This is a genomic window from Martelella sp. AMO21009 (assembly GCF_053484295.1).
Genome location: NZ_JBAKFR010000034.1, coordinates 1 through 24199 on the forward strand (window position 1 = coordinate 1; position 24199 = coordinate 24199).

The 24199-nt window shown below is 62.9% G+C and carries 24 protein-coding genes, 1 pseudogene and 1 riboswitch; of the genes and pseudogenes, 15 read left to right on the forward strand and 10 right to left on the reverse strand.

Going from position 1 to position 24199, the window contains the following annotated elements; all coding sequences use genetic code 11:
* Nucleotides 1–228 precede the first annotated feature (228 nt).
* On the reverse strand, nucleotides 229–432 hold the full coding sequence (locus tag V6766_RS22035; protein ID WP_448470224.1) for a heavy-metal-associated domain-containing protein: 204 nt from the start codon (nucleotides 430–432) through the stop codon (nucleotides 229–231).
* 148 nt (nucleotides 433–580) lie between these two features.
* Here V6766_RS22035 and V6766_RS22040 point away from each other — a divergent pair, with 148 nt between their 5' ends.
* From V6766_RS22040 to V6766_RS22055, 4 genes are all read left to right on the forward strand, one after another.
* Nucleotides 581–1213, forward strand: coding sequence for a LysE family translocator (locus tag V6766_RS22040; protein ID WP_448470226.1), 633 nt, complete (start codon nucleotides 581–583; stop codon nucleotides 1211–1213).
* Between the two features lie 39 nt (nucleotides 1214–1252).
* A riboswitch (SAM riboswitch) is annotated at nucleotides 1253–1330 on the forward strand.
* Between the two features lie 52 nt (nucleotides 1331–1382).
* Entirely contained in the window at nucleotides 1383–2327 is a 945-nt protein-coding gene (locus V6766_RS22045; RefSeq protein WP_448470228.1) for a homoserine O-succinyltransferase, read from the forward strand.
* Nucleotides 2328–2384: 57 nt separating this feature from the next.
* Complete coding sequence (locus V6766_RS22050; protein ID WP_448470230.1) at nucleotides 2385–3422, forward strand: aldose epimerase family protein; 1038 nt, start codon at nucleotides 2385–2387, stop codon at nucleotides 3420–3422.
* A gap of 27 nt (nucleotides 3423–3449) precedes the next feature.
* Nucleotides 3450–4226, forward strand: a complete 777-nt coding sequence (locus tag V6766_RS22055) for a YdcF family protein (RefSeq protein WP_448470232.1) — start codon at nucleotides 3450–3452, stop codon at nucleotides 4224–4226.
* A gap of 5 nt (nucleotides 4227–4231) precedes the next feature.
* Here V6766_RS22055 and irrA read toward each other — a convergent pair whose 3' ends face one another.
* A complete protein-coding gene (gene irrA, locus V6766_RS22060; RefSeq protein ID WP_448427059.1) occupies nucleotides 4232–4648 on the reverse strand; it encodes an iron response transcriptional regulator IrrA in 417 nt (138 codons plus the stop codon).
* 301 nt (nucleotides 4649–4949) lie between these two features.
* Here irrA and fabA point away from each other — a divergent pair, with 301 nt between their 5' ends.
* The 5 genes and pseudogenes from fabA to V6766_RS22085 all read left to right on the forward strand — a co-directional run.
* Nucleotides 4950–5465: a 3-hydroxyacyl-[acyl-carrier-protein] dehydratase FabA gene (gene fabA / locus V6766_RS22065; RefSeq protein ID WP_292055248.1), complete on the forward strand. Its 516-nt coding sequence runs from the start codon at nucleotides 4950–4952 to the stop codon at nucleotides 5463–5465.
* 37 nt (nucleotides 5466–5502) lie between these two features.
* Nucleotides 5503–6729, forward strand: a complete 1227-nt coding sequence (gene fabB / locus V6766_RS22070) for a beta-ketoacyl-ACP synthase I (protein ID WP_448470234.1) — start codon at nucleotides 5503–5505, stop codon at nucleotides 6727–6729.
* A 7-nt stretch (nucleotides 6730–6736) separates the two neighbouring features.
* Nucleotides 6737–7546 carry an enoyl-ACP reductase FabI gene (gene fabI / locus V6766_RS22075; RefSeq protein ID WP_018064540.1) on the forward strand — a complete coding sequence of 270 codons (810 nt, stop codon included), beginning with the start codon at nucleotides 6737–6739 and terminating at the stop codon, nucleotides 7544–7546.
* 698 nt (nucleotides 7547–8244) lie between these two features.
* Nucleotides 8245–9324: a porin gene (locus tag V6766_RS22080; RefSeq protein WP_448470236.1), complete on the forward strand. Its 1080-nt coding sequence runs from the start codon at nucleotides 8245–8247 to the stop codon at nucleotides 9322–9324.
* A gap of 223 nt (nucleotides 9325–9547) precedes the next feature.
* Nucleotides 9548–9703: pseudogene (locus tag V6766_RS22085) on the forward strand (ABC transporter permease); the annotation flags it as partial.
* A gap of 29 nt (nucleotides 9704–9732) precedes the next feature.
* Here V6766_RS22085 and V6766_RS22090 read toward each other — a convergent pair.
* A complete protein-coding gene (locus V6766_RS22090; RefSeq protein ID WP_448470238.1) occupies nucleotides 9733–10752 on the reverse strand; it encodes an alpha/beta hydrolase family protein in 1020 nt (339 codons plus the stop codon).
* Nucleotides 10753–10880: 128 nt separating this feature from the next.
* Between V6766_RS22090 and V6766_RS22095 the strand changes: the two genes are divergently transcribed.
* Nucleotides 10881–11891: a helix-turn-helix domain-containing protein gene (locus tag V6766_RS22095; RefSeq protein WP_448470240.1), complete on the forward strand. Its 1011-nt coding sequence runs from the start codon at nucleotides 10881–10883 to the stop codon at nucleotides 11889–11891.
* Here the strand turns inward: V6766_RS22095 and V6766_RS22100 are convergent.
* Genes V6766_RS22100 through V6766_RS22110 form a run of 3 tightly spaced genes read right to left on the reverse strand, consistent with a single transcriptional unit; the run spans nucleotide 11888 to nucleotide 13903 of the window.
* Complete coding sequence (locus V6766_RS22100) at nucleotides 11888–12406, reverse strand: methylated-DNA--[protein]-cysteine S-methyltransferase (protein WP_448470242.1); 519 nt, start codon at nucleotides 12404–12406, stop codon at nucleotides 11888–11890. The genes V6766_RS22095 and V6766_RS22100 overlap by 4 nt on opposite strands.
* A complete protein-coding gene (locus V6766_RS22105; RefSeq protein ID WP_448470245.1) occupies nucleotides 12403–12963 on the reverse strand; it encodes a bifunctional transcriptional activator/DNA repair enzyme AdaA in 561 nt (186 codons plus the stop codon). The genes V6766_RS22100 and V6766_RS22105 overlap by 4 nt, the downstream gene beginning before the upstream one ends.
* 43 nt (nucleotides 12964–13006) lie before the next feature.
* Nucleotides 13007–13903 carry an AraC family transcriptional regulator gene (locus V6766_RS22110; RefSeq protein WP_448470247.1) on the reverse strand — a complete coding sequence of 299 codons (897 nt, stop codon included), beginning with the start codon at nucleotides 13901–13903 and terminating at the stop codon, nucleotides 13007–13009.
* Between the two features lie 91 nt (nucleotides 13904–13994).
* Here V6766_RS22110 and V6766_RS22115 point away from each other — a divergent pair, with 91 nt between their 5' ends.
* The 5 genes from V6766_RS22115 to V6766_RS22135 all read left to right on the forward strand — a co-directional run bounded on the left by V6766_RS22115 (nucleotide 13995) and on the right by V6766_RS22135 (nucleotide 20668).
* Entirely contained in the window at nucleotides 13995–14738 is a 744-nt protein-coding gene (locus V6766_RS22115; RefSeq protein WP_448470249.1) for an SDR family oxidoreductase, read from the forward strand.
* A 61-nt stretch (nucleotides 14739–14799) separates the two neighbouring features.
* On the forward strand, nucleotides 14800–15381 hold the full coding sequence (locus tag V6766_RS22120) for an ImuA family protein (RefSeq protein WP_448470251.1): 582 nt from the start codon (nucleotides 14800–14802) through the stop codon (nucleotides 15379–15381).
* On the forward strand, nucleotides 15329–16777 hold the full coding sequence (locus tag V6766_RS22125) for a Y-family DNA polymerase (protein ID WP_448470253.1): 1449 nt from the start codon (nucleotides 15329–15331) through the stop codon (nucleotides 16775–16777). Before V6766_RS22120 ends, V6766_RS22125 begins: the two co-directional genes overlap by 53 nt.
* A gap of 9 nt (nucleotides 16778–16786) precedes the next feature.
* Nucleotides 16787–20110, forward strand: coding sequence for an error-prone DNA polymerase (locus V6766_RS22130; protein WP_448470255.1), 3324 nt, complete (start codon nucleotides 16787–16789; stop codon nucleotides 20108–20110).
* Nucleotides 20111–20170: 60 nt separating this feature from the next.
* Entirely contained in the window at nucleotides 20171–20668 is a 498-nt protein-coding gene (locus tag V6766_RS22135; protein ID WP_448470257.1) for an AAA family ATPase, read from the forward strand.
* A gap of 35 nt (nucleotides 20669–20703) precedes the next feature.
* Here the strand turns inward: V6766_RS22135 and V6766_RS22140 are convergent, their stop codons facing one another.
* The 4 genes from V6766_RS22140 to ribD all read right to left on the reverse strand — a co-directional run bounded on the left by V6766_RS22140 (nucleotide 20704) and on the right by ribD (nucleotide 24163).
* Nucleotides 20704–21351: a pyridoxamine 5'-phosphate oxidase family protein gene (locus V6766_RS22140; RefSeq protein WP_448470259.1), complete on the reverse strand. Its 648-nt coding sequence runs from the start codon at nucleotides 21349–21351 to the stop codon at nucleotides 20704–20706.
* A 108-nt stretch (nucleotides 21352–21459) separates the two neighbouring features.
* Entirely contained in the window at nucleotides 21460–21900 is a 441-nt protein-coding gene (gene ribH / locus V6766_RS22145) for a 6,7-dimethyl-8-ribityllumazine synthase (protein ID WP_448470261.1), read from the reverse strand.
* A 47-nt stretch (nucleotides 21901–21947) separates the two neighbouring features.
* Nucleotides 21948–23159, reverse strand: a complete 1212-nt coding sequence (gene ribB, locus V6766_RS22150; RefSeq protein ID WP_448470263.1) for a 3,4-dihydroxy-2-butanone-4-phosphate synthase — start codon at nucleotides 23157–23159, stop codon at nucleotides 21948–21950.
* On the reverse strand, nucleotides 23156–24163 hold the full coding sequence (gene ribD, locus V6766_RS22155; RefSeq protein ID WP_448470265.1) for a bifunctional diaminohydroxyphosphoribosylaminopyrimidine deaminase/5-amino-6-(5-phosphoribosylamino)uracil reductase RibD: 1008 nt from the start codon (nucleotides 24161–24163) through the stop codon (nucleotides 23156–23158). The genes ribB and ribD overlap by 4 nt, the downstream gene beginning before the upstream one ends.
* Between the last annotated feature and the right edge of the window lie 36 nt (nucleotides 24164–24199).

The following is a 24199-nucleotide window of genomic DNA, read 5'->3' on the forward strand; positions in this document are numbered from 1 at the left end:
TTCCTCATCTCAATGATCGCTCATATGCGATAGCCCTGCCCTTGAGGGGGAGATGCCCCGACAGGGGCAGAGAGGGGTGCAGCGCCAGCCTACGAACTCTGAGTTTGTCGAGAGGGTTCACCCCTCTCTGTCGCGTTCGCGACATCTCCCCCTCAAGGGGGGAGATTGTTAGCTGCGGCGCTTTCGGATCGAAGCAATCTCAGTCGAAACCGGACAGGCCGGTCCGCCTCAGCCCTTCACGTCGTAACCCGAGTCCTCAACAGCCTTCACCGCCTGCTCGCGCGTTGCGGGCGCAGCCATTTCAAACCTGGCTTCGTGGCTATCGAGGCTGACCGCCACGTCGGAAATGCCCGGTACGGCGGAAAGCGCCTTGGTCACGGTGGCGACGCAGCCGCCGCAGCCCATGCCTTCAATCTTCAAGGTCTCGGTCATTGCCATTCTCCTTCTGGAACCTGTTGCGACAGAGATGGGGCTTCCAGTTGCTGGAAGGTCAAGGGCGGTGCGGCGATTTTTCTTGTCACCACGCTTGAAAACGATCTCGACCTCTGTCTTTGCTTGCAGAAACAGGAGGCAGAAGACCATGGACCTTCATATCTGGCTCGCTTTCACCGCCGCCTCGATCGCGCTGCTGCTGATCCCCGGACCGACGGTCCTGCTAGTGCTGAGCTACGCCCTGAGCCAAGGCCGGCGGGTGGCGCTTGCGACGGTGGCCGGCGTCGCGCTCGGCGATTTCATCGCCATGACCGCCTCGCTCGCAGGCCTCGGCGCGCTGGTGCTGGCCTCGGCGCAACTCTTCATGGTGCTGAAATGGATCGGCGCGGCCTATCTCGTCTATCTCGGCTTCAAGCTGTTTCGCAGCAAGGGCGTCGGCGATGCCGTGCCTTCGGCGACGCAAGCCTCGCTTTCGCCCCGACATGTCTTCCTGCATGCGCTGACGGTGACGGCGCTCAACCCGAAATCGATCGTGTTCTTCATCGCGTTCGTGCCGCAATTCGTGCGGCCGCAGGCGCCGCTTGTCCCTCAGTTCGCGATCCTGATCGCAACCTTTGTCGGCCTCGCCATGCTCAACACGCTCGCCTATGCCCTGCTTGCCGACAAGCTCCGCGAGAAGATCGCCTCGCCGGCCGTGACCGCCTTCCTGCCGCGCCTCGGCGGCGGCGCGCTGATGGCCATGGGCATTGCCACGGCGGCCTGGCGTCGCGCCGCCTCGTAAACCCGGAATGTTGACGCCCGCCCCGCGCGGCGCTATTGACTTCTTCCTCGTGGTGATTTGGCCGGCCGGCTTGCAGCCACGTTAAACAAGTCGCTAAAGGGCCGAGCGAGCGGAAGCCCCCGGCCTGCGATTTGTACGCGGCCGGTTTTCTGTTTGTATGGATGTGAACATGCCTATCAAGATTCCAGACACACTGCCCGCCTATGAAACGCTGATTGCGGAAGGCGTGCGGGTCAAGACGGAAACGGTTGCGGAGCGGCAGGATATCCGCCCGCTGCACTTCGGGCTGCTCAATCTCATGCCGAACAAGATCAAGACCGAGCTGCAGTTCGCCCGCCTGCTCGGCGCTTCGCCGCTGCAGATCGAACTGTCGCTGATCCGCGTCGGCGGCCACAAGGCCAAGAACACGCCGATCGAGCATCTTCTGTCGTTCTACAATACCTGGGACGAGGTGAGCGACCGCAAGTTCGATGGCTTCATCATCACCGGCGCGCCGGTCGAGACGCTCGCCTTCGAGGAGGTCACCTACTGGGACGAGTTGAAGGAAATCCTCGACTGGACCACCACCCATTGCCACTCGACGATGAACATCTGCTGGGGCGCGATGGCGGCGGCCTATCACTTCCACGGCGTCGCCAAGCATCTTCTCGACAAGAAGGCCTTCGGCATCTATCGCCACCAGAACCTGAAGCCGTCCTCGATCTATCTCAACGGGTTTTCCGATGATTTCCAGGTTCCGGTGTCGCGCTGGACCGAGGTGCGGCGCGCGGAACTGGCGAGTGCTTCCGGCATGGAAATCCTCATCGATTCCGACGAGGTCGGGCCATGCCTCGCCCATGAGGACTTCGCCAATCGGCTCTACATGTTCAATCATATCGAATATGATTCGAACTCGCTCGGCGACGAGTACCGGCGCGACGTCGAGGCCAATGTTCCAGTCGACCTGCCGAAGAACTACTTCCCCAGCGATGATCCGCAGCGCACGCCGCAGAACCGCTGGCGTTCCCACGCCCACCTGCTGTTCGGCAACTGGATCAACGAGGTCTACCAGACCACGCCCTATCATCTGGAAGAAATAGGGATTGGTCGACAGATCGATCGGGAGAGCGCTTGAAGCTCTCCCCTTTCCGGCGCAGTATCGCGCCGCAATGACATTTCGCGGAGAAAAGCAATGAACACGCCCCAGGACTTCGGAAAAACCCGAGACGGACAGGCGGTTGAACGGGTCACGATCTCCGGCGGCGGGCTGACCGCCAACATACTGAACTGGGGCGCGGTGGTGCAGGATTTGCGCCTGGACGGTCATCCGCATGCGCTGGTGCTGGGCTTCGAGACGTTCGAGCATTACCTCGACTATTCGCCCTATTTCGGCGCAACGCCCGGCCGCTCCTCCAATCGCATCGCCGATGGCCGCTTCACCATCGACGGCACGGAATATCAGGCCGACCGCAACGAGAACGGCATCACGAACCTCCATGGCGGCAGCGACGGCACCGGGGTGAGCCTCTGGGAATTCGAGGAGATCGGCGAGGATCGGGTGACGCTGAAGATCGTCGACCGCGACGGCCGGGGCGGCTTTCCCGGCAATTGCACGATCCGCGCCCATTTTCAGCTCAAGCCGCGCGGCGTGTTCTCGGTGGTCTACGAGACCACCACCGACAAGCCGACGATCGCCAATATCTGCAATCACAGCTATTTCAACCTCGGCAACGGCACGGATACGCTGGAACACCAGATCATGATCGCCGCCGAGCATTACCTGCCGACCGACGAGCGCCAGATCCCGACCGGCGAACTGGCGCCGGTGGCGGGCACGCCGTTCGATTTCCGCAAGCCCCAGCCGATGAAACGGGAATATCCGAGCGGCCGGCAGGCGCTGTTCGACCACAATTTCTGCCTGTCATCGGAGCGCATGGAAAAGCGGCCGGTGATCAGCGTGCGCGCGCCCTCTTCCGGCGTCACCATGGATGTGCTGACCACAGAGCCCGGCGTGCAGTTCTATACCGCCTTCAAGCTGGACGAGACGCCCGAGGGGCTGAGCGGCTTTCCCTACGGCCCGTTCGCCGGCTTCTGTCTGGAAACCCAGGTCTGGCCCGACGCCGTCAACCATCCGGGCTTTCCAAACGCCATCCTGCGCCCGGGCGAAACGCTGCGGCAGGAAACCGATTATGTCTTCCGCAAGAGCGAAACGAAAAAGGGCCCGGCGTAAGGCCGGCGGCTCTGGAATCGCGGCCGGATGTTTGTCGTTTCAAAACTGTTCTGGATGATCTTCCAGCCGCTCGCCTTCGCCTTTCTGACGACGCTGGCCTCGCTCGTCTGCCTCGCCTTTTCCTGGAGCGCGGCGGCGGCGGTCTTCGCAGCACTTGCAGCCATCACGCTCGGCATCGCCTGTTTCACGACGACCGGCGCAATGCTAATGGCGGGTCTCGAGAACCGTTTTCCTCGGCCGGAACTTGAGGCGGCGCCGACGCTTGCGATCGTGCTCGGCGGCGGCATCAGCACCGGCATTTCGGCGCGGCGCGGCACCTATGTCTTCTCCAGCGCGGCCGACCGCTATATCGAGGCGCTCCGGCTGGCGCGGATCTATCCGCAGATGAAAATCCTGGTGACCGGCGGCGACAACTCTCTTTCCGGCAACATTAACGGCGAGGCCGCGCCCGCCGCCCGGTTCTTCGCCGATCACGGCATTGCCGCGGAGCGCATGATCTACGAGCCGAGCGCGCGCAACACCGCCGAAAACGCCAGCCTGACGGCGGCATTGCTGGAAAGCCAGGGTCTGAAGGACGCAAGCTGCATCATCATCACATCGGCCTATCACATGCCGCGTTCGATGGCGCTGTTTGGCCGCCAACGCATGAAAATCACGCCATGGCCGGCGGATTATCGCACCGACGGCAATATCCGGCTCGGTTTCAGCTTCGACAAGCCGATGATCAACGCGATGATGCTCTCGACGGCACTCAGGGAATGGGCTGGATTGTTACTGCTGCGGCGCTCGGCGGGTGGGCCGTAACCGTATCAGCGGCGTTTGGGCCGCAGACGGACCACGACATCGATATGGGCGATTTCCATGCCCTCGGGCGGGGTCGGCATGCCGGTGAGCGAAATGCTGCTTGCGGGCATGTCCACCACCTGGTTTTCGCCTTCGATAAAGAAATGGTGATGATCCGACGTATTGGTGTCGAAATAGGTCTTCGCGCCCTCGACCGCGAGCACCCGGATCATGCCGGCGTTGGTGAACTGATGCAGCGTGTTGTAGACGGTCGCCAGCGAAACCGGCACGCCGGCCTCGATCGCCTCGTCATGCAGTTCCTCGACGGTCAGATGGCGATCGCCCTTGGCAAACAGCAGTTCGGCCAGCGCGACACGCTGACGCGTGGGACGCAAACCGCTTTCGCGGAGCCTTTCTTCGGAGATACGATGTCTCGCTGCCATAATTCCTACGGTGTCTGAACTGTCACAACACAAATATAGCTCGATATAACGGGATTGAGAATCGCTTTCAATAGGGCCAGGGCTTGCAGCACTTGAAATTAAACTGCAAATACGGGCCCGAATGGCGTTTCACTCTGGTCGCAGGCGGCGGCTTCCTGTATGGCCACGGGTGGAGCGAAACGATGAAGGGTTTGCAGATTTTGGTGAAGGTGCGCCGCCGCGCATTGCTGGAACGCGGTTACGCCCTTATCTTGAGGCAGACACGAAACCCCCTCGCTGAACGAAGGGAAGCAGAGTTTTAATGAGCACGAGACAATCGCAGTTCGACTACGAGGACATCATCAAGTGCGCCGAGGGCGAGCTTTTCGGCCCGGGCAATGCGCAATTGCCGCTTCCGCCGATGTTGATGGTCCACAGGATCACCGAGATTTCGGAAACCGGCGGCGCCCACGACAAGGGCTTCATTCGCGCCGAATATGATGTGGCCCCCGACGATTGGTACTTTGCCTGTCACTTCAAGGGCAACCCGATCATGCCGGGCTGCCTGGGCCTTGACGGCATGTGGCAGCTGACCGGCTTCTTCCTCGGCTGGCTGGGCGAGGAAGGCCGCGGCATGGCGCTTTCCACCGGCGAGGTGAAGTTCAAGGGCATGGTGCGTCCGTCCGTGAAACTTCTCGAATACGGTATCGACTTCAAGCGCGTCATGCGCGGCCGCCTGGTTCTGGGCACGGCCGATGGCTGGCTGAAGGCCGATGGCGAAACGATCTACCAGGCGAGCGATCTGCGCGTCGGCCTGTCCAAGGACAAGGCCGAGTGACGCTTCGCTTGCAAGATAAATAAAGAGGTCAACAGATATGAGACGTGTTGTCGTCACAGGGTTGGGAATCGTATCCTCGATCGGAAACGATGCGGCCGAAGTCACCGCCTCGCTGCGTGAGGCCAAATCGGGCATCACCTTTTCGCCGGACTTTGCCGAACACGGCTTCCGGTGCCAGGTCTGGGGCAGCCCCGATATCGATACCAGCGACAAGGTCGACCGCCGCGCCATGCGGTTTCTCTCGCAGGGCGGCGCGTGGAACCACATCGCCATGAAGCAGGCGATCGCCGATGCCGGCCTGGAAGAGAGCGATTACAGCGAGAAGCCGCGCGTCGGCATCATCATGGGCTCGGGCGGTCCCTCGACCCGCACCCTGATCGATGCGGCCGACATCACCCGCAAGAACGGCTCGCCCAAGCGGATCGGCCCCTTTGCCGTGCCGAAGGCAATGTCGTCGACGGCCTCGGCGACGCTCGCCACATGGTTCAAGATCCACGGCGTCAACTACTCGATCTCCTCGGCCTGCTCGACCTCGGCGCACTGCATCGGCAATGCCGTCGAGATGATCCAGTGGGGCAAGCAGGACATGATGTTCGCCGGCGGCCACGAGGACCTCGACTGGACGATGTCCAACCTGTTCGACGCCATGGGCGCGATGTCGAGCGACTTCAACGAAAGCGACCCGACCCGGGCATCGCGCGCCTATGACGCCAAGCGCGACGGTTTCGTCATCGCCGGCGGCGCGGGCGTCGTGGTTCTGGAGGAACTGGAACACGCCAAGGCGCGCGGCGCCAAGATCTACGGCGAAGTGGTCGGCTACGGCGCGACCTCCGACGGCTACGACATGGTCGCCCCTTCCGGCGAGGGCGCGGTGCGCTGCATGAAGATGGCGATCGAAACCGTTAACGGCGAGGTCGACTACATCAACACCCACGGCACCTCGACCCCGGTCGGCGATACCCGCGAAATCGGCGCGATCAGGCAAGTCTTCGGCGACAAGCTTCCGCACATCCAGTCGACGAAATCACTGACGGGTCATTCGCTCGGCGCGGCCGGCGCGCAGGAGGCGATCTACAGCCTGCTGATGATGCAGGAAGGCTTCATTGGCGAGAGCGCCCATATCGAAGAACTCGATCCCGAGTTCGAAGGCGTTCCGATCGTGCGCGAGCGCATCGACAATGCCAAGATCGACACCGTTCTTTCAAACTCGTTCGGCTTTGGCGGCACGAACGCTACGCTGGTCTTCCAGCGCTACAATGGATAATGCGCAAATGACCGGACTTATGAAAGGCAAACGCGGCCTGATTATGGGCGTTGCCAACAATCATTCGATTGCCTGGGGCATCGCCAAGGCGGTTCACGCCGAGGGCGCGGAGCTTGCCTTCACCTATCAGGGCGAGGCGCTCGGCCGGCGGGTTCATCCGCTGGCGGCAGAGGTCGGCTCCGACTTCGTGGTCCCCTGCGACGTCGAAGACATCGCCAGCGTCGATTCGGTGTTTGCCGCAATCGAGGAACGCTGGGGCAAGCTCGATTTCCTCGTTCACGCGATCGGCTTTTCCGACAAGAGTGAGCTCAAGGGCCAGTACGCCAACACCTCGCGGGAAAATTTCGTCCGCACCATGGTGATCTCCTGCTTCTCCTTCACCGAAGTGGCCAAGCGCGCCGCCGCGCTGATGCCGGATGGCGGATCGCTGCTGACGCTGACCTATGGCGGCTCCACCGCCGTGGTGCCGAACTATAATGTCATGGGCGTCGCCAAGGCCGGCCTCGAAGCTTCGATGCGCTATCTTGCCGGCGACTTCGGGCCGCAGGGCATCCGCGTCAACGCGATTTCGGCCGGCCCGGTGCGCACACTGGCCGGCTCCGGCGTCGGCGACGCGCGTCTGGTCTATGCATGGCAGCAGCGCAACGCGCCACTGCGCCGCTCGACCACGATCGAGGATGTGGGCGGCTCGGCGCTTTATCTCCTGTCCGATCTCGCCTCCGGCGTGACCGGCGAGATCCATTTCGTCGACAATGGCTACAATATCCTCTCCATGCCCATCCCCGAAATGATGCGGCGCGGCGATCCGGAGACCTGATTCCGGCATCCGTTAATGCTTCGTTAAATCACAGGTTGCATAAGACGCGTTCATTTCGATGAGCGCGTCTTTTTTTCGTCTGACGGAATTGGCCGTGGTATCAATGCCGTATTTCCTCCATGGACGGGTTGGGAACCAAGCTGCGTGATCGCGATCACCCGCGGAACGAACGCCCCAACATTCCTCTATCCTATTGTTTCAAAATGGTTTATTCCACATGAATCCATACCAACCGACGTTGGGTCAGCGAACATCCTGTCATTCAGATGGCCCGTTTTCAGCGTCCAAACGGGCGAGCGGAGGTACCTTAACACTTTGTTCATTTTCTCCTCCGTTCAGCGGGATCAAGAACCGGGCGAACAGCCGATACATCTTCGCGAAGCACTGTGTGCTCGCGAAGAAACTCTCTTTCAACCATCTGATTTAAAAGAGATTATTCGCCAGATCGCGAAAACCAGGGTGACGCTTCAGACACGGCCGACATGATTCGCCATGAATGTGTGACTTCTGTTTTTGTTGCGAATTTGCACCACCCTCTTTTATTCAATCAAATGATTTATGGTTCCACCTAAGGTTTATTGAGACAGACGCACAAGACGTTGTTAATGGTTGTCAGAAGCCGGGGGGCAATTCACCGGACTTCACTAAATCGGGGCTAGCGCCTCCTTTCCATGCTCGATTAAATTGAGGATTTAACTATGACCATCAAAAGCCTTTTCCTGGGCTCTGCAGCAGCTTTCGCCGCTGCCTCCGCTGCCCAGGCAGCTGATCCGGTCGTCGTGATCGAACCCGTACAGGCCAACTATGTTGAAGTCTGCGACGCTTTCGGCGCCGGCTACTTCTACATTCCGGGCACTGAAACCTGCCTCAACATCGGCGGTTACATCCGTTTCCAGATCGACGCCCAGACCGGCGGCAACAGCCCGGACACCTGGAACGCCTGGACGCGCGGTCAGTTGGTCGTAACGTCCAAGACCGACACCGAACTCGGCGCTCTGACCGGTGCAATCGTTCTGAACAGCGAATACTATTCGGATGATGGCTCCACCGACACCTACATCGACGAAGCCTACCTCTCGCTCGGCGGCTTCCAGGCTGGTAAGTTCCTCAGCTACTGGGATGAAGGTCTTCTCGGCGAAATCGACGACCTTGCAGGTGAAACCAACTTCAACTCGATTCGCTACGTGTACGTTGGCGAAGGCTTTGTAGGCGGTCTCTCGCTCGACGCGCTTGAGCCCTCCATGGTTGGCCTGTCCAACTCTGGCGACAACACGCCCAAGCTCGGCGTTTCCGGTCGCGTAGGCTTCCAGGCTGGCGGCATTGGCGCCAAGCTCGATGTCGGTTACGACACCTACAACGAAGAAGCTTCGTTCCGCCTGATGACCTCGCTGGCACTCGGCCCGGGCTCGCTCGACCTCGGCGCCAACTACTCCACCGGTTGGAACGCTTACGCCAACACCTACGGCAGCAACGACTTCCAGAACTACTCGCTGCCGACCCCGACCGTTATCCCGGGCGTATATGCCGAGTGGGCTCTTGCTGCCGGCTACAAGCTGAACGTAACGGACAACTTCTCCGTGACGCCTGCTGTTCAGTGGACCTCGGCCAATATTCCGGGTGCCGACAACGAAGACTACTGGTCCGCTGGTGCCCTGTTCGACTACACCATCGTCGAAGGCCTGAGCGCCAAGCTGAACGTCGAATACACCGACACGCCTGATCAGTACTATGCTGATGACTACTGGGCCGGTTGGTTCCGTCTGCAGCGCGACTTCTAAGTCACGCAAACAGATCGCAGGGCCCTTCGGGCCCTGCATTACCCCCGGAGCGGCGACGCTTTCCGGGGGTATTTTTTTGAGGAATACGAAGTTTTACAGCGCGTATTCCACCAGATGCGCGCCACCGTTTCGAACGCAGGCTGCGAAAGCCAAGTCCGTACGCCTTCGCGATCGACGGCAGATCGGGCAAAGGCGGCCTCACGCCGGCGGACGTTATGCCGGGATCGATCTCTACGCTATTGTCGGCGATATCCGCCAGTCGACCTACCTCACCTACGAGCCATTGCTGTTTCTCGCCTTTCTCTATCTCTGCCTCACGGGCACTCTGGTCAGCATCTTCCGTCACTTTGAAAAGAAGATTCCGGTACGCGGGATGTGATGACGGGCCCATGATGCGGCCCGCTTGCGTCACAATCCGGCAAAACCTGCAATGGCGTCTATGATGCGAGAATGGACGTTCATCTGGTTTGCGCCCTCAGGATCGTCGCATACCGGATCGTCCTGCTCCTCCGCCAGAAGGGCGGCGCCTTCGGGCTTGCACTCTGCCAGAAAGGTAAAGTGATGCGCTGGCGCTACCACGACGCGCTTTGCATCCGGCAGACGCGCAGCAAGATTGCTGCCTGATGCAGAGACATCGACAGCCCGCATGAGGTGCTCGTCGCCAAGGTTGATCACCAGCACGGGGCGTTCCACCGCATCGATACTGTCTTTTGTTGCCGCATAGGTGAAACCGGGATCAATGGCAACGGCGCGACTGACCCGCTCATCCCTGGCATCTGCCGAAAACCCGTCCGGCAGACGATCGAGGTCGAGATTGCCCTTGGACATGAAGATGCAGTCGAGTTGCTCCGGATTTGCCCGGCAATAGTCAGCGAAATCGGCGCCGTCGAACCGCAGGCCGGCAAGATTGAGCGCCGTGCCGCCGCCCAGCGAAAACCCGATCGCGGTAATGGCTGAGCGATCGACATGCGGCCCCAAAACCGGATCATCAAGAAGCGTGTCGAGCGCGGCCGAAAGGTCACCGGCGCGCCGGTCCAGATAGGCCGAGGCACGCGGAGAGGAATCGCCCGACGTGCTGCCGGGGTGATTGACGGCAAGCACCATCGCCCCCTTTTCGACCAGCGCCGAAAACAGCCAGGCGCTGTTGTCCATATTGCCGCCGGAGCCATGGGAGAACACGAACAGCGGATATTGCCCTTCGGCAATCCGCGCGCCCATCCACACCGATGTCCCATTGAAAACCGGATTGTCGCCGACGACGCCGCGATAGCTTATGACGCCAGCGGGATACCAGAGGCTTGCGGCCACCGGCGCCGCCCGTTCCTCCGGAAATACCGTCATCCGTTCATAGCCCGGAAGATTTTCCGCGGCGGCGGCGTTCATCGCGATGCCGCCGCAAAACAGGGCGGAAAGCAGAAATCGTTTCATGGTGGTGGTCCTTTTTGGTTGAAGCCACCCGACCTCGCGTTTTTCAGCCTCTGCGGCGTCCTCTATCCGGTTTCAGGTCGCCCGGAACCGGTTTATGGACTATCAGACCGCCAGATGAAGGAGACGACATGCTGGTTTTGCCGATCCCGATGGTCACCGCACTGGTGCTTGGTTTTCTGATCCTGCGGGTGCTGACGGTCGAGAAACGGCCGCCGGTGGTGATCGTGTTCCTCTCGGCTTGCGCGGTGCAGAGCCTGATCGTCGCGGCCCTGCAATATTACGGGCTGTCGCTGTTGCGCCCGGTCCAGCCGGTGACGGCGACCCTGATACCGGTTCTGGCCTGGCTGACATTCCAGACCGCGTTCCTCAGATCCGTAAAGCCCCGCGACAGCCTCCATCTGCTGGCGCCCGCCTTCACCGTCTTCTGCATCCTGTTCGCGCCCGCCACCATCGACATCATCCTGCCGATCATCTTCCTCGCCTATGGCGGAGCGATCCTCTACGTACTGAAATCGGGGGGCGATGCGCTGCCGCTGGCGCGGCTTGAAGCGGGACGCCAGCCGCTCTGGCTGTGGACCGGCATCGCCGTCAGCCTGCTGGTGTCGGCGCTCAGCGACAGCCTGATCGCGCTTGCCTTCCTCTCCGACAAGCCCGAATGGGCGCAGTTGATCATCTCCATCTTCACCTCCTGCGCGCTGCTTTCGGTTGGTCTTCTCAGCATTTCGCCGAACGCATTCGGAGAGACTGAAACGGAGGCCCCGTCACGGCCCGCCGCCGCGCCCGTTCCGGAGGAAGGCGACCGCGCGATCGTCGATCGACTTGACGGTCTACTGACGGAGGAAAGGCTCTATCTCGAGCCTTCGCTCACCCTCGCGCGGCTTGCCCGGCGGCTGCGAATGCCGGCAAAGCAGCTTTCCGCGGCGCTCAACCGTGCGACGGGCGAGAATATCTCGCGCCACATCAACCGGTTTCGGATCGACCATGCCTGCGAAAGGCTCGCTTCCGGCGATAGCGTCACCACCGCCATGCTGGAAAGCGGCTTCAACACCAAATCGAACTTCAATCGGGAGTTCCAGCGGGTGACCGGCAAGAGCCCTTCGGCCTGGGTGAATGCGACTCGGCTTCCTGAAAGCCTCTAAAGACGCCCGGCAAAAAGGTCCGCCTGCGGCGGCTCCTCCCACGCATTCTCGAGCTTCAGCAGGAATTTCTTGGTCGGCAACCCGCCGCCAAAGCCGGTGAGCGCGCCATTCGCGCCGATCACGCGGTGGCAGGGCAGCAGGATCGGCAGCGGATTGTTGCCATTGGCGGTGCCCACCGCCCGGCTGGCGTTCGGATCGCCCAATGCCTTCGCGATCGCGCCGTAGGTCGTCGTCTCGCCATAGGGGATCGTCGCCAGATATTCCCACACCCGGTTCTGAAAACCGCTGCCCGACAGGTGATAGGCAAGGTCGAACTGCTTCAGTTCGCCAGCGAAATAGGCATCGAGCTGACGCCGCGCTTCCGCAAACGGCGCATCATAGCGCCGCCAGTCCGGCTTCGGCCCGAAGGCCTTGTGGCCGGTGGGGAAGGAAATGAAATGCAGCCGGTTGTCATCGCCCGCGACCAGCAGAGCGCCCACCGGGCTGTCGATATAGGTATAGAACAACCCGCTCATCGCGCCGGTCTCCGGATCGCCGAGGGCGGCCGTCCATAAAGCCTCGCAAACGCCGCATTGAAGCGCCGGACGCTGCCGAAGCCGGCGCGCGCCGCCACCTCCGCGACCGGCAGCGCCGTCTCGTCAAGAAGCCGCTTCGCCCGGCCGATTCTCAACGTCTGCGCCGTCTGCAATGGCGAGGCGCCGACATGAACGGCAAAAAGCCGCGACAGATGCCGCGCGCCGACGCCGAGGCGTTCGGCAAGGTCCTCCACCGTGCCGGTATCCAGCGCCCCCTCCCCGATCAGCTTCAGCGCCCGCTCGACCGTTGTACGGGTTCCGTTCCAGGCCGGCGAAAACGGCGCGGTTTCCGGCCGGCAGCGCAGGCATGGCCGATAGCCTGCCCGCTCGCAGGCGGCCGCCGTCGGGAAATAGCTGACATTCTTCGTCAGCGGCTGCTTCACCGGACAGACAGGCCGGCAATAGATCATCGTCGTCCTGACCGCGGTAAAGAACCTGCCGTCATACCCCGGATCACGCGCCTGCCGCGCCGCTTCGCATGTGTCGAAATCCAACATGGCCCGATTTTAGCAGCGTTGATGGAGAGAGACGAGCGCGATGTCATGATGAAGTCCGAAAACGGCCGGGCGGGCTTCCCACCTGGCGACTGAAGGCGGTGCTGAAGGTGCTTGCCGAGCTGTAGCCGATCTTCTGCGCCACCTCGTCTAGCGTGTGGCCGCCACTGCGGAGCAAATCCTTGGCAAGGCTCATGCGCCATGCGGCGAGATATTCCATCGGCCGGGTGCCGAGCGTGCGGGCAAAGCGGTCGAAAAAGGCCGAACGCGACATGCCGGCGACGCGGGCAAGGTCCGGCACGGTCCAGGCCTGGTCCACCGCGCCATGCATGGCCCGAAGCGCTGCCGCAATCCGCGGGTCGGCGAGCCCCCTGAGCAGGCCCGGCAGTGTCCTTTCGGCGGGCACGGCCCGGAGCGCCTCGATCAGCAGGATCTCGACATAACGTTCGAGAATGAGGTCTCGGCCGGCATTTTCCTGTGCCGCCTCCTCCCCCACGAGGCGGACGAGCTGCGCAAGCCGCGAAACGCCGCGGATATGGATCATGCGCGGCAGAAGCGACACGAGAAGGCCGGCATCGGGCGAGGCAAAGCTGAACCAGCCGCCGAACTGCCGGATATCGGCCGGCCCGACCTGCCGTCCATAACGGACCGGCATGTCGGGCGTCGGATTGGCGTGCGGATCGATGAAGACCGGATGCGCCGGCTCCATCCCGGACATGGTGAAGGCCGGCGTCGTAGACAGCAGCACGAAATCCCCCTCCTCGAGCACTACTGGCTCTTCGTCATCGACGGCAAGCCTGCAGCGTCCCTCGAGCACCGCGCAAAACCCCGGCTGACCGAAGGCCGCATAGCGCACGGCCCAGCGGCCGGCACCACTAATGCCTTTCGAAAACACCGCGCCGGGCCTCAGAAGCCGGACAACATCGGAAAGCGGATCCGCCACTATGGACTATCTCAAATTAAATCAGGACTAATGATCGAAGATAATCCGATTAACGCAGGTTATATCGATCCCGTCAACACAGGAGATCGACATGAAAACCATTCTGATTACCGGCGCCTCATCCGGTTACGGGCTTGAGACCGCCCGCCACTTCCACGCCGAGGGCTGGAACGTGATCGCCACGATGCGCCGCCCGCGCCCGGAGCTTTTTCCCGCATCGGAACGCATCCGCGTGCTGCCGCTGGATGTCACCGACGCCGACAGCATCACTGCCGCCATCGAGGCATCCGGCCCGATCGACGTCCTCGTCAACAATGCCGGCATCGGCGTTGTCGGCGCCTTCGAGGCAACGCCGATGGCCCATATCCGCAAGGTGTTCGAGACCAACACCTTCGGCGTGATGGCGATGACGCAGGCGGTTATCCCCGGCATGCGGGCGCGCGGAACCGGCACGATCGTCAACGTCACCTCCAGCGCGACGCTGACGCCGATGCCGCTCGCCGCCGCCTATACCGCCAGCAAGCAGGCGATCGAGGGATTTACCGGCTCGCTCGCCCATGAACTCGGTGCCTTCGGGATCAACGCGAAGCTGGTGGAGCCCGGCTATGCCCCCACCACGCAATTCGCCGCCAATACCGATATCCCGGTGATGGACCTGATTCCCGAAGCCTATGCGGACTTCGCCGCCCCCATTTTCGCCGGCTTTGCCAACCCGCCGTTAACGACGAAGGAAAGCGATGTCGCCGAGGCGGTCTGGCGAGCGGTGCATGACACATCGGGCCAGTTGCGCTTTCCGGCGGGCGCGGATGCCGTGGCATTGGCGGAGCAGGCCTGAGGGCGCCCCTCACAGATTTGTTCCCTTTTCATTCTCATCCGATCCGCTATATCATCCGCCCATGCAGGATGACTTTGCGACCATATTTCCGCTCCAGCGCGGCCGGGTGCATGATGCTTCCGGTCCCGGCGCGCCGTTCTTTGCCGCGGCGCTTTCCGGCGTCACCGGCGGCACGGTGCTGTGGATCAAGCCGGCATGGTTTGCCGAGGAGATCAATCCGGTGGCGTTTTCGGCTTTTTTCGATCCGCGCGATATCATTCTGGCGCGCACTGCGGACCAGACGGAAACGCTGGCCGCCGCCGAAGAGGGCCTGCGTTCGGGCGCTGTCGGCCTCGTCATCATGGAGGTGGACAAGCCGATCGAGCTCACCCCGGGACGCCGGCTGCAACTTGCCGCCGAAAGCGGCCGCAGCATCGGGCTTTCGCTGCATCCCGAAGGCGCCGGCAATCAGGCGGCGACCACGCGCTGGCTCTGCAAGCCGCTGTTTTCCACTTCCGACTCGACTCTGCAGGAGTGGTCGATTATAAAGAACAAAACAGGAACAAATAACAGTTGGGCAGTGCGTTGGGATGAAACGGCGCGTCGTATCCATGTGGTTTCAGAGACTGCCGAGCGAGCGGTTTCTAAGGGCCCGCCCGGTTGATGGCCCGTACGCCGTCACGTTGAGCGAGGGCAATCATGACCGGCTTTACGACCTCAACCGGGAGGCCGAGGGCCAGGGGCTGGAGCGCGGCATGGGACTGGCCGATGCCCGCGCCTATGTGCCGGATCTCGTCACCCGCCCCGCCGATATAGACGCGGACCGGCGCTTCCTCGTGATGCTCGCCCGCTGGGCGACGCGCTACACGCCCCATGCCGGGCTCGACGGCGAGGACGGCCTGGTGCTCGACATCACCGGCGCATCCCACCTTTTCGGCGGCGAGGCGGCGATGCTTGAAGACATGAAGGAGCGGCTTGCCCGCGCCCGGCTTTCGGTAAAGATCGGCATCGCCGATACCCGGGGTGCTGCCTGGGCGCTGGCCCATTTCGCCCCCGGCATTGCGCCGGCGGGCAAGACCTCGTCCGCGCTCGGCCCGCTTTCAGTTTCAGCACTGCGCATCGACGAGAAGACCGCGACGGCGCTGAAGCGCCTTGGCCTCAACACCATTGCCGACATGACGGCCCTGCCGCGCGCCACGCTCGCCCGCCGCTTCGACATGGCGCTGATTGAGCGGCTCGAACAGGCGCTCGGCACACGCGGCGAGGCCTTATCACCGCTATCCGAACCGCCGCATTACGGCGTGCGGATGAGTTTTCCCGAGCCGATCGGCCTTGTCGACGATGTCATGGCCGCCCTTTCCCGCCTGCTGGACACGCTCTGCCTGCGGATGAAGAGCCGGGAAGCGGGCGCGCGCGCCATCATGCTTTCGGTGGAGCGCGTCGACCAGACCCGACAGAATGTCACGCTCCGCCTCGCCCGCCCGATGCGCGATGCGCCCCGGATCTTGCGCCTGTTCGAACGCCCCGTCGGCGAGATCGATGCCGGCTTCGGTATCGAGCGGATCCGGCTGGAGGCGAGCGCAGTGGAAGTCCTGCCCGCCGAGCAGATCGGCGAAGGCGGGCTGGTGGAGGGCGAGGCGTTGGACGATCTCGTCACACGGCTTGGCGCCCGAATCGGTCTCGACAACATCGTCCGTTTCCAGCCGGTCGCAAGCCATATTCCCGAGCGCGCCTTCACCGAGAACCCCGCCGCCTATGGCCGGGTGGATGCCGAATGGCGCATGGACCATCCCCGCCCCTTGCGCATGTTCCCGCCCGAGCCGGTGACCAGCGACGCCGCCCGCCGCCCGCCCTCGCGCTTTTCCTGGCGGCGCATGCGGTTTGAGACGGCGGCAAGCAGCGGGCCGGAGCGGATCGCGCCGGAATGGTGGCGGCCGGACGAAGCCTGGCGTTCCGGGCTTCGCGATTACTGGCGGGTGGAAACCCGGCAGGGGCTGAGGCTGTGGATGTTCCACACCCCGCAGGCCCCCGGCTGGTTCGTCCATGGCCTGTTCGCCTGAGGTCCGGCCATGGATTATGCCGAGTTGTGCGTCACCACCAATTTCACCTTCCTCACCGGCGCCTCGCATCCGGAGGAAATGATGATCCGCGCCGCCGAGTTGGACCTTGCCGCGATCGCCATCACCGATCGCAATTCGCTTGCCGGCGTGGTGCGCGCCTTCCGGGCGCTGAAGGAGATCCGGCGCAAGATCGAAAAGCAGGCCGAGGAACAGTCGATCCGGCTTTCGACCCATATCGACCCCTCCTCGCGCCAGCCGGCCGGCGAGGCCAAATCCATTGCCCTGCCGCCGATCCGCCGCCTGCCCCGCCTGATCGTCGGCTGCCGGCTGGTGCTTTCCGACAGCCCCGTCGATTTCGTGGCGCTGCCGAAGGACAAGCCGGCCTATCAGAAACTCGTGCGGCTCCTGAGCCTCGGCAAGCGCCGCGCGGAAAAGGGCGAATGCCTGCTTTACCTCCGCGATATGCTGGAAGGCGCCGATGGCTCCATCCTGATCGCGTTGCCGCAGGGGCTGGAGAAGAAGGCGGAGGCGACAGACCATATAACCCAGGCGCACCGCCGCTTTCCCGGCCATGTGTTCACGGGTGCTGCCCCGCGCTATGACGGTTCCGATGCCGCCTGGTTCAAAACCCTCACCGCCCTTTCGCACAAGGCCGGCGCGCCGATGGTCGCCGTCGGCGATGCGCTGATGCATCATGCCAGCCGCCGCCAGCTCGCCGACGTGCTGACCTGCATGCGCCACCACATCACCATCGATGCGATCGGCCACCTTGCGCTGCCGAATGCCGAGCGGCGGCTGAAGCCAGCCGCCGAAATGGCGCATATCTTCCGCGATCACCCCGCCGCCATCCGCCGCACGCTGGAGATCGCCGCCCGCCTCACCTTCGATCTCACCGAGCTTTCCTTCAACTACCCGGCCGAAGTCGCCCATGGCGAGGCGCCGCAGGCCCGCCTTGCCCGCCTCACTTGGGAGGGGCTGAAACGACGCAATCCCGAAGGCATACCGGCACGCAACCGGGAGCTTGCGGAAAAGGAACTGGCGCTGGTCGGCGAGCTTGGCTACGCCGCCTATTTCCTCACCGTCCACGACATCATCGCCTATGCCCGCGGCAAGGGTATCCTGTGTCAGGGGCGCGGCTCGGCAGCCAATTCCATCCTCTGTTATGCGCTCGGCATCACCGATGTAAAGCCGGAGATGATCGGCATGGTGTTCGAGCGCTTCGTCTCCCGCCATCGCGGCGAACCGCCCGATATCGACGTCGATTTCGAACATGAAGAGCGCGAAAAGGTCATCCAGCATATCTATGAAAAATATGGCCGCGACCATGCCGGGCTCTGCGCCACCGTGATCCATTTCCGCTCGCGCGCGGCGATCCGCGAGGTCGGCAAGGTGATGGGGCTGTCGAACGATGTCACCGCCGCCCTTTCCGGCCAGATCTGGGGCATTTCCAGCAAGGGCGCCGAGCCCGACCGACTGAAGGAGGTCGGGCTTGATCCTTCCGATCTGAGGCTTGCCCAGACCGTGCGCCTGATCGCCGAGGTCATCGGCTTTCCCCGCCACCTGTCGCAGCATGTCGGCGGCTTCGTCATCACCGAGGACCGGCTGGACGAACTCTGTCCCATCGAAAACGCGGCGATGGAGGACCGCACCGTGATCGAGTGGGACAAGGACGATATCGACGCGCTCAATATCCTCAAGGTCGATGTCCTGAGCCTCGGCATGCTGACATGCCTGAAGAAATGCTTCGAGTTGACCGCGCGCCATTACAACCGTCCGCTGACCATCGCCGCCGTGCCGCAGGAGGATGAAGCGACCTATGACATGCTGCAAAAGGCCGATGCCATCGGCGTGTTTCAGGTGGAAAGCCGGGCGCAGATGAATTTTTTGCCGCGCATGAAACCGGCAACCTTCTATGATCTCGTCATCGAGGTGGCGATCGTGCGCCCCGGCCCGATCCAGGGCGGCATGGTGCAGCCCTATATCCGGCGGCGGCTTGGCCTGGAGGAGGTCACCTATCCGAAGGAGGAGTTGCGCGGCGTTCTCGAAAAAACCAAAGGCGTACCGCTGTTTCAGGAACAGGCAATGCTGATCGCCGTGGTCGCCGCCGGCTTTTCGCCGGAGGATGCCGACCGGCTGCGCCGTTCGCTGGCAAGCTTTCGCCAAATGGGCACGATCGGTGAATTCGAGACGCAATTCGTCAACGGCATGCTCAACAACGACTACGAGCTCGATTTCGCCCAGCGCTGCTTTGCCCAGATCAAGGGCTTTGCCGATTACGGCTTTCCCGAAAGCCATGCGGCGGCCTTCGCCATGCTCACCTATGTCTCGGCCTGGCTGAAATGCCATTATCCGGCGGCCTTCGCCTGCGCGCTGCTGAACTCCCAGCCGATGGGGTTCTACGCTCCGGCCCAGATCGTCCGCGATGCCCGCGAACATCAGGTGGAGGTGCGGCCGATCTCTGTCAATCACAGCGCTTGGGACTGCACGCTGGAGCGCCGCGCCGACGGCGCCCATGCGTTGCGCCTCGGCTTTCGCCAGATCAAGGGGCTGAAGCAGGAGGATGCCGTCTGGCTGGAGAACGCGCGCGGCAATGGCTACCAGACGCCGGAAGATGTGTGGCTGCGCGCCGGGCTGATGCCGGCGGTGCTGGAGCGCCTTGCCGAGGCCGATGCCTTCGCCGATGCCGGCCTGTCGCGCCGCGATGCGCTGTGGCGGGTGAAGGCGATCCGCGCGCCGAAACCGCTGCCGCTCTTCAACGACCCGATCGACGGCGAACACATAAGCGAACCGGATGTGATCCTGCCGACGATGAATCTCGGCGAACAGGTGGTGGAGGATTATGTCGCCACCCGCATGAGCCTCAGAGCCCACCCGATGGAGCTGCTCCGCCCGAAAATGCCCGGCCTGACGCTGCATTCGGCGCTCTCGACAACGCCGCTGCGGCGCGTCAGCGTCTCAGGCCTCGTCATCACCCGCCAGCGCCCCGGCACGGCATCCGGCGTCATCTTCCTGACGCTGGAAGACGAAACCGACGTCTCCAACGTGGTCGTGTGGAAAAAGGTCTATGAACGCTTCCGCCGCACAGTTATGGGCGGGCGTCTGCTGAAGGTCACCGGCAAGCTGCAGCGCGAGGGCGTCGTTGTCCACGTGATCGCCGAAACCATCGAGGACTGCTCCTGGCGGCTTACCGAACTCGGCCACCCGATGGACGACGCCATCGGCATCACCGATCCGAAAGCCGACGACACCCCGCGCCGGCCCAAGCTCCAGCCAAGGGCGCATCATCCGCGCGAACAGGCCAAGAAACTGTTTCCGAGCCGGGATTTTCATTGAGGTTTCACTCGATATCGCGGCATGAGATGCCATCGACGCAGCCATGAGAGGACGAAAAACTTGAAAACCCTTATCGCTTTCGCGGGCCTGCCCGGCACGGGCAAGAGCACCATCGCCAAGGCGCTTTCGGCCAAGACCGGCGCGGTCTATCTTCGTGTCGATGAAATCGAGACCGTGATGCTGGCGCACGATCCCGAACGGAAAATCGGATCGGAAAGCTATGAGATTCTCGCCGCCCTCGCCGTTTCCAATCTTACACTCGGCCATGACGTCATCACCGATTGCGTGAACCCCTGGGCGCTTACGAGAGAAATGTTCGCGGGTGCTGCCGCGCGGGCCGATGCCCGCTTTCTGGGGGTCGAGGTCACCTGTTCCGATCCCGCCGTGCACCGGCTGCGCGTCGAAGAACGCCCGATCGATATACCCGGCTGGAAAAAGCCCACATGGCAGGACGTGATCGCGCGCGACTACGCGGACTGGTCCATCGCCGATATCCGCATCGACACCGCCGGAAGCAGCGTCGAACAGGCCGTTTCGCAAATCATATCAAATCTTTGAGGCATACGATCGGAAGCGAAGCCGGACAGGGTGCCTCAATACATCGACTTCCGATAGCTCTCCTCAAGCCCCTCGTCCAATTTCCTCATCTCCTCCGGATTCTCCGGCGCTGCGTCGATCTGGTCGAGGATGATCTTCACCAGCGACGGCATTTCGCTGCGGTCCTGGCGGCTTTCCGGGTCCCAGAGCTTGGAGCGGCGGAAGGCCTTGGCGCAGTGCAGGAAAACCTCCTGGACATGGACCGCGATTGCGGTCAGCGGGAGGCGGTCCTTGACCGCAAAGCGCGCGAGCAGATCGGGATCGCGGGTAATCACGGCGCGGCCGTTCACCCGCAGCGTATCGTCGAAGCCCGGCACCATGAAGATCAGGCCGACCGAGGGATTGGCGAGGATGTTCGACTGGGTGTCGAGCCGGTTGTTGCCGGGACGGTCGGGGATCAGCAGCGTCTTGTCGTCGAGTACATGCACAAACCCGCGCGGATCGCCGCGCGGGCTGACATCTGCCCGCCCATCGGCCGCCTGGGTGCCGATACAGAGAAACGGCGAACGGGCGATGAACTCGATCGCATGCCTGTCGAGCCGCGGCAGGGATTTCTTCGCCGCAAGGTCATGCGTTGCCGGAAACAGGGATCGCAGTTCCTGCTCGCCCGCAATCAGAAATTCCGGTTTCAATGCGCCCGCCATAGCCTCGTCCTCCATTCACATCGAGACCATGGATGACGGGCGAAGGCCGTTTTGACAAGAAAAAACCGCCCCCGGCCGACGAACGGCCGGCGGGGCGGTCGCCAGCACTCAGGCAGCGGCGACCTTCGCCAGAGCTTCCAGAGCCTCCACGCAGGCGGCGGCAGCCTCGCGGCCTTTGTTGTGTTCGTCGTCGGCAGAGCGGTCAAAAGCCTGGAAGGCGGTGTAGGTGGTGAGGATGCCGAAGGTGACGGGCATTTCGGTCTCGAGCGAGACCTGCATCAGCCCGTGTGCGGCGGCTTCCGAGATATATTCGAAATGGGCCGTCTCGCCCTTGATCACCGCGCCGATGCAGACAACGCCGGCGAATTTTCCCGTTTGGGCGAGCTTCTTGGCGACCAGCGGGATTTCAAAGGCGCCCGGCACGTCGAAGATATCGGCGTCGGCGACCGGCGCGCCGCGTTCAGAGAGTTCGGCCTTTGCGCCGTTCAAAAGGCCGGTGGTGACCTTTTCGTTAAAGCGGGAAATGACGATGGCGATGCGATGGGACACGCTGTTTCCTTTCAGTGTCAAGATGCGCCGGAACAGGCAGCCAGGGTTCAGATCGGAAGAGTGTGACCGAACTTTTCGCGCTTGGCGGCAAGATAATTTTCGTTGTGAGGATTGGTGGCGATGATCAGCGGCAGGCGCTTTTCAACCGTCAGCCCGCAACGCGTAAGCGCCTCGGGCTTTTCCGGATTGTTAGACAGAAGCTGCAGCCGGGAGACGCCGAGGCTCTTGAGAATATGGGCAGCGGTATAATATTGCCTTGCATCGGCGGGCAGGCCGAGCGCCAGATTGGCCGCATGGGTGTCGAGCCCCTGCTCCTGCAGGCCATAGGCGCGGATCTTGTTGGCAAGGCCGATGCCCCTGCCCTCCTGCCCGCGCAGATAGACCACGACCCCGCCCTTCTCGCCGATCATCGCCATGCTTTCGGCAAGCTGATCGCCGCAATCGCAGCGCAGCGAGCCGAACACATCGCCGGTCAGACATTCCGAATGCACCCGCACCAGCGGGTTCGCCGAAAGCGGTCCCTTGACCAGCGCCAGATGCTCCACGCCGTCGATCCTGCTCGTGAAGGCATGGACTTTGAACGCGCCCTGCGCGACGGGCAGGTTGGCCGCCGCCACCTCGTCAACGAGGATTTCGGTGCGCATGCGGTATTCGGCAAGGTCGGCGATGCTCAGGAACGGCATGTCATGCTCTTTGGCAAACGCCATCAGGTCGTCGCGGCGGGCCATCTCGCCATCGTCGCGCATCACCTCGCAGATCACCGCAGCCGGGTTGAGGCCCGCGAGCCGGGCGAGATCGACCGCACCCTCCGTGTGGCCGTCACGGGCAAGGACCCCGCCTTCAACGGCGCGCAGCGGGAACATGTGACCGGGCGAGACGACATCGCCGGGCTTCGCATCCGGATTGGCGGCGGCGGCGACCGTTCGGGCGCGCTCGGCCGCCGAAATGCCGGTGGTGATCCCCTCCGCCGCCTCGATCGACACGGTGAATGCGGTGGTGTGGCGGGCCCGGTTGTCAGCCACCATTGGGGCGAGGCCGAGACGGTCGACCTGCGCGCCCGTCAGCGTCAGGCAGATCAGCCCGCGCGCATGCTTTGCCATGAAATTGACGGCGGCGGCATCGGCGAACTCGGCGGCGACCACGACATCGCCCTCGTTTTCGCGGGTCTCGTCATCGACCAGCAGCACCATGCCGCCGGCGCGCAAGGCGTCCAGCGCACGCTCAACCGGCTCCATCGAAAAATTGCGTTCCATCTTCATTGGTCTTCTCCAGGGCCCTTCACGGCATCAAATTCGGGATTGGCATGGGTGATCGCGATGTGGTCGGGATGCCCCTTGGTGATCAACACATGTTCGTCGGCAAGGCCGGCATTAAGCACGGCGGCGGTAAGCGAAGGTCCGGCCTCGACCAGCACTTCCAGCACGCCCCGCGCGCCCAGCATTGCGAGCGCCTCGTCAAGGCCCGCGGGATTGAGCACGGTGAAGCCGCGCGCGCTGGCCGCTTCGAGATAGCACGGCGGCACCTGCCCCCGGCGGTCAAGCAAAGCCAGAAACCGGCGTTTTCCGGGAAAATCGGGCACATGGCGCACGGTGAATTCCGGATCGTCGGCCAGCACCGTGCCCGATCCGGTGAGGATCGCATCGGCGCGGCGGCGAAGCCGGTGGGCAAAGACCAGGGAGGACTTCGAGGTGAAGGTCTTGCGACCGGCCGGCGGAACCATGCCGCCGGTCTCGTCCACCGCCTGCTTGACGGTGACCCAGGGCCTTCCCGTCCGGGCATGTTTGGCGAAGGGCGCGATCAGCCGTCTGGCGGCAGTGCTCTGGGTACGGAGTTCCGGCTCATCGGCGATGAAGACGACATCGAGCCCCGCCGCCTTCAGCCGCGCGCCGCCCCCGCCCTTGACCGACGGGTTGGGATCGGCTGCGCCGATGATCACCCGGCGCGCCGGGGTCGTAAGGATCGCATCCGAACAGGGCGGGGTGCGGCCATGGTGATTGCAGGGTTCGAGCGTGACCACCACGGTGTGAATGCGGCCGAAAACCCCAAGCGCGCGGGCGCTGGCGATCGCCGCCGCCTCGGCATGCGCCTCGCCGGCCTTCATGTGATAGCCTTCGGCCAGCACCGCGCCGTGCTCGTCCAGCAGCACGCAGCCGACCGGCGGGTTTGGCGCGGTCGCGCCGGCAAAGCGCGCGGCACCCTCAAGCGCCCGCCGCAAGGCGGCGTTCTCGGTGGATGAAATCGTTATGTCCGGGGCTGAGATCATGCCCTTCGCCTCGTTGTTGCAACAAGACGTCAGCAG